The organism is Sphingomonas psychrotolerans (genome assembly GCF_002796605.1).
Taxonomy (GTDB): Bacteria; Pseudomonadota; Alphaproteobacteria; order Sphingomonadales; family Sphingomonadaceae; genus Sphingomonas; species Sphingomonas psychrotolerans.
Window position 1 is genome coordinate 1,487,950 of the sequence record NZ_CP024923.1, and the last position, 12,717, is coordinate 1,500,666.

The 12,717-nt window shown below is 65.8% G+C and carries 12 protein-coding genes; 9 read left to right on the forward strand and 3 right to left on the reverse strand.

Annotation, left to right across the window (positions count from 1 at the left end):
* Together CVN68_RS06615 and CVN68_RS06620 are read right to left on the reverse strand one after the other, a co-directional pair.
* Positions 1 to 1,176, reverse strand: a complete 1,176-nt coding sequence (locus tag CVN68_RS06615; RefSeq protein ID WP_100281489.1) for an SGNH/GDSL hydrolase family protein — start codon at positions 1,174 to 1,176, stop codon at positions 1 to 3.
* Positions 1,177 to 1,188: 12 nt separating this feature from the next.
* Complete coding sequence (locus CVN68_RS06620) at positions 1,189 to 3,261, reverse strand: M13 family metallopeptidase (protein WP_199560225.1); 2,073 nt, start codon at positions 3,259 to 3,261, stop codon at positions 1,189 to 1,191.
* A gap of 125 nt (positions 3,262 to 3,386) precedes the next feature.
* Between CVN68_RS06620 and CVN68_RS06625 the strand changes: the two genes are divergently transcribed.
* The 9 genes from CVN68_RS06625 (at position 3,387) to CVN68_RS06665 (ending at position 11,221) form a co-directional block, all read left to right on the forward strand.
* Positions 3,387 to 4,988: a carboxyl transferase domain-containing protein gene (locus CVN68_RS06625; protein ID WP_100281490.1), complete on the forward strand. Its 1,602-nt coding sequence runs from the start codon at positions 3,387 to 3,389 to the stop codon at positions 4,986 to 4,988.
* Between the two features lie 46 nt (positions 4,989 to 5,034).
* Positions 5,035 to 5,808: a hypothetical protein gene (locus CVN68_RS06630; RefSeq protein WP_100281491.1), complete on the forward strand. Its 774-nt coding sequence runs from the start codon at positions 5,035 to 5,037 to the stop codon at positions 5,806 to 5,808.
* Between the two features lie 141 nt (positions 5,809 to 5,949).
* Positions 5,950 to 6,330, forward strand: a complete 381-nt coding sequence (locus CVN68_RS06635) for a nuclear transport factor 2 family protein (protein ID WP_233503612.1) — start codon at positions 5,950 to 5,952, stop codon at positions 6,328 to 6,330.
* Positions 6,327 to 6,650: a DUF3088 family protein gene (locus tag CVN68_RS06640; RefSeq protein ID WP_100281492.1), complete on the forward strand. Its 324-nt coding sequence runs from the start codon at positions 6,327 to 6,329 to the stop codon at positions 6,648 to 6,650. The genes CVN68_RS06635 and CVN68_RS06640 overlap by 4 nt, the downstream gene beginning before the upstream one ends.
* Positions 6,647 to 7,048, forward strand: coding sequence for a hypothetical protein (locus CVN68_RS06645; protein WP_100281493.1), 402 nt, complete (start codon positions 6,647 to 6,649; stop codon positions 7,046 to 7,048). Before CVN68_RS06640 ends, CVN68_RS06645 begins: the two co-directional genes overlap by 4 nt.
* Positions 7,045 to 8,991: an acetyl-CoA carboxylase biotin carboxylase subunit gene (locus CVN68_RS06650; RefSeq protein ID WP_100281494.1), complete on the forward strand. Its 1,947-nt coding sequence runs from the start codon at positions 7,045 to 7,047 to the stop codon at positions 8,989 to 8,991. The genes CVN68_RS06645 and CVN68_RS06650 overlap by 4 nt, the downstream gene beginning before the upstream one ends.
* Positions 8,992 to 9,073: 82 nt before the next feature.
* Positions 9,074 to 9,535, forward strand: a complete 462-nt coding sequence (locus tag CVN68_RS06655) for a GNAT family N-acetyltransferase (RefSeq protein WP_100281495.1) — start codon at positions 9,074 to 9,076, stop codon at positions 9,533 to 9,535.
* Positions 9,535 to 9,987 carry a MaoC family dehydratase gene (locus CVN68_RS06660; protein WP_100281496.1) on the forward strand — a complete coding sequence of 151 codons (453 nt, stop codon included), beginning with the start codon at positions 9,535 to 9,537 and terminating at the stop codon, positions 9,985 to 9,987. Before CVN68_RS06655 ends, CVN68_RS06660 begins: the two co-directional genes overlap by 1 nt.
* A 16-nt stretch (positions 9,988 to 10,003) precedes the next feature.
* Positions 10,004 to 11,221, forward strand: coding sequence for a flavin monoamine oxidase family protein (locus tag CVN68_RS06665; protein WP_100281497.1), 1,218 nt, complete (start codon positions 10,004 to 10,006; stop codon positions 11,219 to 11,221).
* Here CVN68_RS06665 and CVN68_RS06670 read toward each other — a convergent pair.
* Positions 11,218 to 12,681, reverse strand: coding sequence for a flavin-containing monooxygenase (locus tag CVN68_RS06670; protein WP_100281498.1), 1,464 nt, complete (start codon positions 12,679 to 12,681; stop codon positions 11,218 to 11,220). The two genes, CVN68_RS06665 and CVN68_RS06670, sit on opposite strands and share 4 nt — an antisense overlap.
* Positions 12,682 to 12,717 lie beyond the last annotated feature (36 nt).

Genomic DNA, 12,717 nt, shown 5'->3' on the forward strand with positions numbered 1-12,717 from the left:
TTATCGAAACAGCTTCAGATCGATCGCTTCGCCCATCAGGGTCTCGCCGCGTCCATCCGGATGCAGATTGTCGCCGCCCTGCAGCTTCGCCGCCAGCCGTTTCGGATTGGCGGGATCGGCGACCACTTTCTCCATGTCGATCACGGCATCGAACATCCTCGAGGCGCGGATCCACTGGTTCACCCGCACCCGCATCGCCTCGCCCGCGGGCGTCTGATACATCGCGCCCTCATAGGGCAGGATCGTCATCGCATAGACCTTGATCCCGCGCTCGTGCGCCCGCAACGCGAGCTGCTTATACCCCGAAATGAGCTGGTCGCCGGTGATCGTCGGGCGCACCGTGCCATTCACTTCGCGCCCCGAATTGCCGATATCGTTGATCCCTTCCAGCAGCACGACATGACTGACGCCCGGCACCGCGAGTACGTCGCGGTCGAAGCGTGCCAGCGCGCTCGGGCCAGTGCCGTGCGCGAGGATGCGATTGCCCGAGATCGCCTGCGTCACCACCACATGCGGCTTTCCCGCCGCCGCCAGCCGCCGCGCGAGGACGTCGCCCCAGCGGCAGCGCGGCATCGCATCGTTGGCGCAACCGACATTGTCGGTGATCGAATCACCGAACGCGACGATCACCGGGCGCGGCTTCTCGCTCAGCACGTCGAGCCCGGCGATCAGCGGGCGCAGCCGCCACTTTTCCGCCGGCACGAAATCCTCGGCGGTATGATCGCCGGGCGCGGAGATCAAAGTCTGCTGCCCGACTACGTCATGGACCGTGTTGGGCTGGACGGCCTCGGGAAAGAACAGCGACACCTCGACCAGGTCGAACGCCTTGACCGGCAGCGCCACCGGATCGCTGACCAAAGGCGCACCCTCGGGGACGCGCACCGAGGCTTGTCCCCCAAAAGTCACCCGTACCGCCTTGCCGCCGGGGAGCCGCACGGTCGCGGCGCCGATCGTCAGCGCCGACCCGTAGTCATTGGCGAGCCGCAGCCGGAGTTGCCCCCCGCCCGCTCCGACCCGCACCGCCGAGCGGATCGTGACATTGCCGAGCGTCTTCACCTGATCGGCGGGCGCCTGCCACATGCTAGCGGTCCAGGCGCGGGTCCAGCGGTCGCCCGCCGGCGCGGCCGCTACCAGCAACAGCGCAGCCGTCGCCGCGACGAACTTGATCCCCCGCATCGCCGCCTCTCCTTACCAGACCTTCACGCGCTGCTCGGGCGTCAGGAACAATTTCTGCCCCGCCGCCACGCCGAACGCCGGATACCAGGCATCGAGATTGCGCACCGTCTGGGCACGCCAGCGGGCCGGCGCATGGGCATCGGTGGCGATCCGCGCGCGCAGCGCCTGTTCGCGCGATTTATCGCGCCACGCCTGGGCATAAGCGAGGAAGAAGCGCTGATCGCCGGTCAGCCCGCCGATCACCGGCGGCTCCTTGCCGCCCAGCGAAGCACGATAGGCCTCGTACGCCGCGGTGAGCCCGGCGACGTCGGCGATGTTCTCGCTGAGCGTCTGCTGGCCCTTGAGGTGCAGCCCCGGCAGCGCTTCATAAGCGTCATATTGTGCCGCCAGCGCCTTGCCGCTCGCCTTGAAGCGCGCGAGATCGGCGGGAGTCCACCAGTTGCGCAGCCGCCCGCTCGCGTCGAAGTTCGCGCCGAGATCGTCGAAGCTGTGGCTGATCTCGTGCCCGATCACCGCGCCGATCGCCCCGTAATTGGCCGCAGCATCGGCGCCCGGATCGTAGAACGGCACCTGCAGGATCGCGGCGGGGAAATTGAGCGCGTTTTGCAGCGGCAGATTGACTGCGTTGACGGTCTGCGGAGTCATCCACCATTCGCCGCGATCCACCGGCTTGCCGAGCTTGGCGAGCTGGTGGCGATATTCGGCGAGCTGCGCGCGGCGCAGATTGCCGACCGGATCATCGGCCTTCACTTCTAGCCCGGCGTAACTGCGCCAGGTCTCCGGATAACCGATTCCGACCTGCATCCCGGCGATCTTCTTGCGCGCTTCGGCCTTGGTCGGCTCGGCCATCCATGGCAGCGCCGCGACGCGCTTGTCGAACGCGGCGAGAATCCCCTTCACCATCGTCTGGATGTCGGCCTTGGACGAGGCGGGGAAATAATCCTTCACATAGAGCTGGCCGACCGCGTCGCCGAGCCACGTATCGATCGATCCGATCGCGCGCTTGTCGCGCGGGCGCGGCTTGGGCTGGCCGTTGAGGGTGTGCCGGAAGAACTCGAAATGCGCCTGGTCGAAGGCGGCGGGGAGCACATCGGTCACTTCGTCGATGCGGTGGAAGGTCAGCCAGTCCTGCCAGGCCTGGAGCGGTTCGCTCGCGACCAGCTTCGCCATCGCCGCGACCGTCTGCGGATGCCAGACGATGAAATCCTGCTGCCCGCTTAGCCCTGCCGCAGTCCAGAAGGCGTCCCAGTCGATCCCCGGCGCCTTCCTCGCGAAATCGGCCTTCTTCCACGGGTTGTTCGCCTTGTGGATGTCCTGGCTGGTGACGATGTCGGTATGCGCGCGGGCGATCTTGCTCTCGAGCTCGAACACGCGCTGCGCCCGGGCATCGGGCTCGGTGATGTTGGCGAGGCTGAGCAGCTTGCCGATATAGGCGCGATACTGGTCGCGGATCGTCGCCATCTCGGGCTTATCCGAGAGATAATAATCGCGCTCGGGCAGCCCGAGCCCGCCCTGCAGCAGATAGGGTATATTGGTGTCGGGGCGATCGAGCGCCTGGCTTACGAACAGGCCGAACAGATTCGCGGTCTCGAAATTGGTCGCGTTGAGCGGGTCGACATCGGCGCGGATATTGGCGCCGAGCATCGTCGACAGCGCTTTCTTGTCCCTGAGTGTGGCGATCGCATCCATTTCGGCGCCGAGGGGCGCCAGCCCGCGCAATTCGATCGCGGCGGTGTCGGTAAAGGCGTTGTACCAGTCGGCGATGCGACGCTGATCGGTGCCGGGCGCGGCATTGGCCTTGAGCGCGGCCTGAACGATCGCGGCGTTGTTCGCTTCCGCCTTGTTGAACACTTCGAGGAACACGCCGGTGCTGGAGCGATCGCCCGGGATCTCGGTGTGCGCTCGCCAACCGCCATTGGCATATTCGTCGAAATCGTCGCCGGGCTTCACTTGCTTGTTCAGCCCCGCGACGTCGACTCCGATCCCGGCGCCCGCCTGCGCGGCGGTGTTGCCAGGGTTACTGCCCCCGGGGGTGCAGGCAGCGGTTGCGAGAAGCAGTGCGAACAAGGCCGCGCGAGTCGTCACCTTAGGGCTCTCCTGGTCAAGTCGAACGCCGTGGGTGCTACTCCGCCATCGCTGCGCGCGCCAGTCTTCCCAAGCGGCGGAACGCGGTGTAGGCAGAGCAAAACTAGGACAGGAAGGATGCCCTAATGAGCGCTCCGGTGCTCGACTCGAAGGTGTCGCCCGAAGGAGAGGAATTTCGCGCCCGCGCCGCGCATAATCGCGCGCTGGCCGAGCGGCTGCGCGCCGACGTCGCCAAAGCGGCGCTCGGCGGTTCGCAGGCTTCGCGCGAACGCCACACCAGTCGCGGCAAGCTCTTGCCGCGCGAACGCGTCGAACGGTTGCTCGATCCGGGCAGCCCGTTCCTCGAGATCGGCCAGCTCGCCGCGTGCGACATGTACGAAGGCGAGGTGCCCGGCGCGGGGATGATCGCGGGGATCGGCCGCGTCTCAGGCCGCACCGTCATGATCGTGTGCAACGACGCGACGGTGAAAGGCGGCACTTACTATCCGATGACGGTCAAAAAGCATCTCCGCGCGCAGGAGATCGCCGAGGCCAATCGGCTGCCGTGCATCTATCTGGTCGACTCGGGCGGCGCCAATTTGCCGCACCAGGCCGATGTGTTCCCCGACCGCGACCATTTCGGGCGGATCTTCTTCAACCAGGCCAATATGTCGGCGCTCGGCATCCCGCAGATCGCCTGCGTGATGGGCAGTTGCACCGCGGGTGGCGCCTACGTCCCCGCGATGAGCGACGAGAGCGTCATCGTCCGAAACCAGGGCACGATCTTCCTCGCCGGCCCGCCGCTGGTGAAAGCCGCGACCGGCGAAGTGATCACCGCCGAGGATCTCGGCGGCGGCGACCTGCACGGCCGCAAGTCCGGCGTGGTCGATCACGTCGCCGAGAATGACGAGCACGCGCTGACCATCGTCCGCGATATCGTAAGCCACCTGCCCGCTGACCGCACGCCCGACATCGCGCTACTCGACCCGCGTCCGCCGAAATATGCGCCCGAAGAGCTGTATGGAATCGTCCCCGAGGATGTTCGTGCGCCCTATGATGTCCACGAAGTGATCGCGCGGCTGGTCGATGGCAGCGAATTCCACGAGTTCAAGGCGCTCTACGGCACCTCGCTGGTCTGCGGTTTCGCGCATATCTGGGGCATGCCGGTCGGGATCATCGCCAATAACGGCATCCTGTTCTCGGAGAGCGCGCAAAAGGGCGCGCACTTCATCGAACTCGCCTGCCAGCGGCGCATTCCCTTGCTGTTCCTCCAGAACATTTCGGGGTTCATGGTGGGCGGCAAGTACGAGGCCGAAGGCATTGCGAAACATGGTGCGAAGCTGGTCACGGCGGTCGCCACCGCGACGGTGCCCAAGATCACCGTTCTGATCGGCGGCAGCTTCGGTGCGGGCAACTACGGGATGTGCGGACGGGCCTATTCGCCGCGCTTCCTGTTCAGCTGGCCCAACAGCCGGATCTCGGTGATGGGCGGCGAGCAGGCGGCGAGCGTACTGGCGACGGTCCACCGCGATGCCGAAAAATGGACTCCCGAGGAGGCCGAGGCGTTCAAGGCCCCGATCCGCCAGCGCTACGAGGACGAAGGCAATCCGTGGCACGCCACCGCGCGGCTCTGGGACGACGGGATCATCGATCCGGCGCAGACGCGCGATGTGTTGGGGCTGGCGTTTGCAGCGACGCTCAACGCCCCGATCCCCGAACGCCCGGCGTTCGGGGTGTTTCGGATGTGAGTCTCGGAACATAGGTTCAGCGAATCTTCGGGGGGGAAGTGGGAAAATGCAGAGGGACTATCATACCCTGATCAATCTGGCCGTCGAGCTGGGCCAATATGGCGGGTATCTGGATACGCAGGGCTTGAAGGAACGCAATGACCTTACGACCAAATATAACAGCGCAACGCGGACCTTCGTCTATCGCCTGCTGAAGGAAGGGCATTCGCCTGAAGAATCCGCGAGACTTGTCTCGGAGGAAATCAATAATATTGCCGCACTTTCTGACGCCGGTTGGCAACCGGTCTACGAAGAGATCCGCGGCGATATTCTCGCCCAACTCGATCGCGATGCCGGCAAAAGGCCTTGGCAACGGACGGCTAGACACTTCACACCCTTCATCGCCGCCGCGATTGTCACGGTCGGCTATTTTGGCTTACGTCTCTACAACGTCACCCCAGTCAGCGCGCCCTTGGAAACCCGCGCTGGCATCGCACAACGCGCCGACGCGCTTGCTAAGGTCATGCGCTATGACGACTGGTCGAGTTCCCGACGCGGGGGCTTCGTCAAGGGAATCCTGCTCTGGCCCATCGAGCCGAGCCAAACTGAAGTCAAAGGCGCTCAGGAACTTGGCGGACTGATCTTTGCGGGAGCGAATGACCTGATGCGATCGCGTGAGGCTTGCAACACTGGTCTAACGAACGGCAGCGGACAGCTTACAAGGGCCGAGATAGAGCTGTTGAACAAGGTCGTCACGCATCTCCGGGAGAAATCGACCAAATGGCAAAACCCGCCCGCGATGACCATTCTTGACCCACTCCGCACAGCCTATCCCTGCTGAGCAAATGACGGAGAATTCCATGCGTCCCCTCCTCCTCGCCTTGGCCCTCCTCACCCCGCTGCCCGCGCTCGCGCAGACCACCCCGGTCGCCCCCATCGTCAAGGGCACCGCCCTCCCCCGCCCGGCACCGAGGAAGCCGCCGTGCTCGCCCCGATCAATGCGCTGTTTGCTGGTCTCGCGCAGCGCGATGGCGCGGCGATGGCGGCGACCTTGTACGGCGAGGGCGGGATCACCGTCGCCGTCGACAAACCCGACGGCAACAAGACGATCCGCCAGCAGAAATTCGCCGACTGGACCGCGGGCATCAAGCCCGGCCCCGAGCGTTACGAGGAGCGCATGCCCGCCCCGGCGATCGAGATCGACGGCGACATCGCGATGGTGTGGGGCGACTATGTCTTCCTGCTCGATGGCAAACCCAGCCATTGCGGGGTCGACCATTTCAGCCTCGTCCGCGTCGACGGCCAGTGGAAGATCGCCAACCTCGCCTGGACCTCGCGCACCACGGGCTGCCCGGCGCAATGAGCCGCGACACGCTCTTTCTGCTCGAGCACGAATTCGCCGATCCCGCACTGGGCGGCGAACGTGTCTTCTATTGCAAGGATTGCATGACGATCGAGGGCCTGCTCGCGACTTTCCCCGAGCGCGCCGCCGCTATCGAAATAGTCCGCGTGCCCTGGCCTCGGCCGCGCGCGGCAGTCGTTGCGGCGATCGGCGAGGCTAACCAGAACCTGCCCGCACTCGTCTGGCCAAAGAAGGACGGAAGCTCTGGTTTCGTCAACGAAATCGAAGCACTGCTCGCCGCGCTTGCCGAGCGTCACGGCTTTCCGGAGCGGCATCTATGATCCTCGAGGGCGAAGGCATGGCTCCGATCGCGCGGCCGAGCGAGGCGCAGGTTCGCGATCTTGTCACTTCGCTTGCGTCGCCCAAACCCGGTTTCGCTTCGCTCACCGATGAAGCGGGCAATTACCTCCAGGTCGCCGGAGGCCGTCCGTGGTGCGTAGTGGAAAGGCGCGAGGTTTCGCCGCTCCGCCATTGGCGTGCGCACACAGAATCGGGCCGCCGCCCTTATGAGGACGGCGCGAAGATCCGGTCGGGTGCCGGTGAGATCGCGCTTCGGGCGGATGAATGGCTTCTCCTGAAACAGGCCGCGGAGCTTTTTGCCACATTCCTGGCGGGCCGGGCGTTTCCGATTTTCGTGCAATGGCGCTCGATGAACTCCACGCTGGGGCTTCCGCAATGATCGAATCGCTGCTCATCGCCAATCGCGGCGAGATCGCCTGCCGCATCATCCGCACCGCGCGGGAAATGGGCATCCGCACGGTCGCGGTCTATTCGGATGCCGACGCGAAGGCGCTGCACGTGCGGCAGGCGGACGAGGCGGTGCACATCGGCCCCTCCCCGGCGCGCGAGAGCTATCTGGTCGGCGACAAGATCATCGCCGCCGCGAAGGCGACTGGCGCGCAAGCGATCCATCCCGGCTATGGCTTCCTCTCCGAGAACGCCGACTTCGCGCAGGCTGTGATCGACGCCGGGCTGATCTGGGTAGGCCCTAGCCCCGACAGCATCCGCGCGATGGGCCTCAAGGACGCCGCCAAGGCGCGAATGATCGCCGCCGGCGTGCCGGTCACGCCCGGCTATCTCGGCGAAGACCAGTCGCCCGAACGGCTCGCAAACGAGGCCGACGCGATCGGCTATCCGGTGCTGATCAAGGCAGTCGCGGGCGGCGGCGGCAAGGGCATGCGGCGCGTCGATGCTGCGCAGCAATTTTCCGAAATGCTGCAGTCGTGCAAGCGCGAGGCCGCCTCCTCGTTCGGCGACGATCGCGTGCTGATCGAGAAATACATCCTGTCGCCGCGCCACATCGAAGTGCAGGTGTTCGGCGACAGCCATGGCAACGTCGTCCATCTGTTCGAGCGCGACTGCTCGCTCCAGCGCCGGCACCAGAAGGTAATCGAGGAAGCCCCCGCCCCCGGCATGGACGAGGCGACGCGCGAGGCGATCTGCGCCGCCGCGGTGCGGGCGGCCAAGGCGGTCGATTATGTCGGCGCCGGCACGATCGAGTTCATCGCCGATGCCAGCGAAGGCCTGCGCGCCGACCGCATCTGGTTCATGGAGATGAACACAAGGCTGCAGGTCGAGCATCCGGTAACCGAAGAGATCACCGGGCAGGATCTGGTCGAGTGGCAGCTGCGCGTGGCGAGCGGCGAGCCGTTGCCGAGACAGCAGGAGGACCTTTGGATCCACGGCCACGCCATGGAAGCGCGGCTCTATGCCGAGGATCCGGCCAAGGGCTTTCTCCCGAGCATCGGGCGGCTCAATCATTTCATGCTTCCCTTTGGCATCCGCATCGAGACCGGCGTCATCGAAGGCGGCACAGTCAGTTCCTTCTACGATCCGATGATCGCCAAGCTCGTCGTGCACGGGAGCGACCGCGAGGAGGCGCGCGTAAAGCTCTTCGATGCGTGCCGGGAGGTCCGAATTCAGCCGGTCCGCACCAATGCCGAGTTCATGGCGCGGCTGCTGGCAGCTCGGGAATTCGCCGCCGGCGACGTCGATACCGGGCTGATCGAGCGCAAGCTCGACAATCTGGTCGAGCGCGAAGTGCCCGACGCCCGCGTGCTTTCCGCCGGAGCCGTGCTGCTTCTCGCACATCCGGACAAGCCGATCGCCGAACAGCCGGTCCTTTCGAGCAACGGGGATCGCGAATGGGTGGCGTCCCCTTCCACGGCCTGGAACCCGCTGTTCGGCTTCCGCCTGAACGCCGCGCCCAATCGCACCGTCAGGCTCGCGGTCGATGGTGAAACCCTGGACATCGACCTCGATGCCACCGGCCCGGTCGAACCGGACCGCTACGATATCGAACACGACAGTGTCTGGGTTCAGGCGGAGGATGGCCTCGCGCCGCATCTCTTTTCCTTCCCCGCCTCGACGGGCGCGCACGGCGGCGCCGTTGCCGCCAACGGCGCCATCCTCGCCCCGATGCCGGGCCGCATCACCGCGGTCGAAGTCGCCCCCGGCGACACCGTCACCCAAGGCCAGCGCCTCGTCACGCTAGAAGCGATGAAGATGGAGCACAGCCTCACCGCGCCGTTCGACGGGACCGTGACCGAACTCAATGCCGAAATCGGCGCACAAGTCAGCGAAGGCGCGCTGCTGGTAAAAGTGGACAAGGCCGAACGCTAGCCGTCATCCCGGCGAACGCCGGGATGACGAAAAAGAAGGTTACAGGAACGGTGCACCACAAGTCTCAAGAACGCGCGCAGGAATGACGCTGACCATCCGCCCTGCCCGCCTCGACGATCTGCCGGCGATCCTCGCGATGCTCGCCGATGACACCCTTCCAGCCGGTCGCGAGACCGGCCCCGCCGATCCGCGCTATCGCGCTGCCTTCGACGCGATCGCCGCTGACCCCGACCAATTGCTCGTCGCGGCCGAGCTGGAAGGGCGGGTGGTTGGGACGCTGCAGCTATACTTCCTCCCCGGTCTGTCGTTCCGCGGCGCGTGGCGCGGCCAGATCGAGGCGGTGCGCATCGCCCGCGATCTGCGCGGACGCGGCTATGGCGAGCAACTCATCGCCTGGGCGGTGGCGCGCTGCCGCGAGCGCGATTGTCTGCTGGTCCAGCTCACTTCGTCCAGTACGCGCACCGACGCGCATCGCTTCTACGAACGACTTGGCTGGGCAAAGAGCCATGTCGGCTTCAAGCTCAAGCTACGGGAGTCGCAGTGATGGCCGGACGTTTCTACGACGAATGGCAAGTCGGCGACCGAGTCGAGCACAGCCTGCGCCGCACGGTCACCGAGACCGACAATCTGCTGTTCTCCACGCTGACCCATAACACCCAGCCGCTCCACATCGACGCAGAGGCGGCGCGCGCGAGCGAGTTCGGGCAGATCCTCGTCAATGGCACCTTCACCTTCAGCCTGATGGTGGGGATCACCGTCGGCGACACCACCGCGGGGACGCTCGTCGCCAATCTCGGCTATGACAAGCTCGTGATGCCCAGGCCGGTTTTCCTCGGCGACACGTTGCGCGCCTCTTCGGAAGTGACCGAGATGCGCGCGAGCAAATCGCGGCCGGGCCAGGGGATCGTCACCTGGCGGCACCAGATGCACAATCAGCGCGGCGAACTGGTCTGCGAATGTCTGCGCTCGGCATTGCTGCGGAGCCGCGGCGACTGAAGCGCGTTGAGCGGCGATGCGCGAAGTGGAAGTTGCAGTCATCGGCGGCGGTGCGGCGGGGGTCGCTGCCGCCCGCACGCTTGCCGACACCGGTGTGGAGACCCTGATCCTCGAGGCGAGCGACCGGCTTGGTGGACGCGCGCAGACGGTCCATCTGGCAGGCCTGCCGCTCGATCTCGGCGCCGGCTGGCTGCATTCGGCCGAACATAATCCGTGGGTCGCGATCGCCGAAGCGAGCGGCTTTACCGTCGATCGCACGCTGCCGCGCTGGCGCGAGCAATGGCGCGCGCTCGGCTTCGCCGTGGCCGAGCAGCAGGCGGCAGGCGCGGCGTTCGCGGCATTCGTCCGCCGCATGCGCGACAATCCGCCCGCAAGCGATCGCGCCGCCGACGCGCTGTTGCCGGACTGCGAGTGGAACGGCTATCTCGACGCGCTGAGCGGCTACATCAACGGCGCGAGCAATGCCGAAGTCTCGGTCCGCGATTTCCTCGCTTATGACGACGCGGCGACCGAGACCGACTGGCGAGTACGCGACGGCTATGGCGCATTGGTCTCCGCACATGGCGCCGGGCTGCGGGTGGCGCTTTCGACTCCGGTGACGGCGATCGAGGGCGGCGATGCGCTGCTCCGCATCGCTACATCGGGCGGCACGCTGCAAGCGCGCTCGGCGATCGTCACCGTCTCGACCAACGTGTTGGCGCGCGGCGCGATCCGGTTCGATGCAGCGCTCGATCCCGTGCTGCACGCGGCCACATGCCTGCCGCTGGGGCTTGCCGACAAGTTGTTCCTCGCGCTCGACGACGGCGCGGAGCTTCCGGAGAACGGACACCTGCTCGGCAATCCGCGCACGGCAGTCACCGGCACCTACACGCTGCGCCCGTTCGGACGTCCCGTGATCGAGGCGATGTTCGGCGGCGAAGGCGCGACGGTGGCGGAGGCGGAAGGCCTCGACGGTGTCGCGCACTTCGCGATCGGCGAGCTCTGCGCGCTGCTCGGGAACGACTGGCGCAAGCGGCTCCGGCTGATCGCCGGCTCGGCCTGGGGACGCGCTGATCATATCCTCGGCGGCTACAGCCACGCGCTGCCGGGCCATGCCGACGCGCGGCATGTGCTCGCGGAGCCGGTCGATCCGCGCATTCGCTTCGCCGGCGAGGCGTGCTCACCGGCCGAATTCTCGACGGTGCACGGCGCGTACAAGACCGGCGTCGCCGCCGCGCGGGCGTTGCTCGCCTAGGCCGCGCGGCGTGCGCCCGGTTCGGGGTTGGAGAATTCCATCTCCTGATCGATCCCGCCATATTTGAGCGCCATCAGATCGAGCGTGTAATTCTGATGCACTCGCCACGGCTTTCGCGAACCTTGGCGCGGCAATTGCGCGGCGGCGCGCTGGACATAGCCCGAAGTGAATTCGAGGAACGGCGCCTCCTCGACCGGCGCGGCCAGCCGCGGCGTCACCTGGCGCATTCCGCGCTTGTGCATCGCGTTGAGCAATCGGGTTATATATTTGGCCGTCAGATCCGCCTTCAGCGTCCAGCTGGCGTTGGTATAGCCGAACGAGATCGCGAAATTGGGCACGTCGGAGAACATCATGCCCTTGTAGGTCATGTGCTTCGCCGGCTCGAACAGCTTGCCGTCGACGGTGATCGGCATGCCGCTAAGCAGCTGGATCTCCAGGCCCGTGGCCGTCACCACCAGATCCGCCTCGAGCTCCTTGCCCGAGGCAAGCCGGATCCCGGTCCCGGTGAAGCGATCGATCGTGTCGGTGACGACGCTCGCCTTTCCTTCGCGGATCGAGGCGAACAGATCCGCATCGGGTACGAGGCAGAGCCGCTGGTCCCACGGATTGTAGCGCGGCGTGAAGTGGGTATCGACGTCGTGCCCGGGCAACTCCTTGCGCACCATGTCGACCAGCGCCTTCTTCGCCTTGTCGGGATGCTTGCGCATCGCCCGAAAGAAATATTGCTGAAGCAGCACATTCTTCCAGCGCGTCAGACCGTAAGCGGTCTTCGCCGGCAGCTTGCTGCGCAGCCAGTTGGCGATGCCATCCTCCGATGGCCGCGCGACGATATAGGTAGGCGAGCGCTGCAGCATCGCCACCGACGCCGCCGCTTTGGCGAGTTCGGGCACCAAGGTCACTGCAGTCGCGCCGCTGCCGATCACGACGACGTTTTTGCCGGCATAGTCCACGTCGTCGCTCCAGAATTGCGGATGGACGATGCGGCCCTGGAAATCCTCGATCCCGGGGAAGTCGGGTGTGTAGGCACGCGCGTAGTTATAATAGCCGCTGCACATGAACAGGAACGCGCAGGTGAAGGTGACTTCCGCGCCGTCGCGGTCCGCCACCACCGTCCAGCGCGCATCGGCGCTCGACCAGTCGGCGCGCTTTACGCCATGGCGATAGCGGATGTGGCGATCGACGCCATATTCGCGCGCGGTCTCGTCCAGATAGCGCAGGATCGCCGGGCCGTCGGCGATCGCCTTGGCCTCGGTCCACGGCTTGAACGAGAAGCCGAGCGTGTACATGTCCGAATCCGAGCGGATGCCGGGATAGCGAAACAAATCCCACGTTCCGCCCAGCCGGTCGCGGCGCTCGAGGATCACATAGCTGCGTGTCGGGCTGTTCGCCTGCAGGTGATATCCCGCGCCGATGCCGGAGATCCCGGCCCCCACCACCACGACATCGAAATGCTCGCTCATCAGGCCCTCCGGACGCCTGCTTACACCAATGTAAAT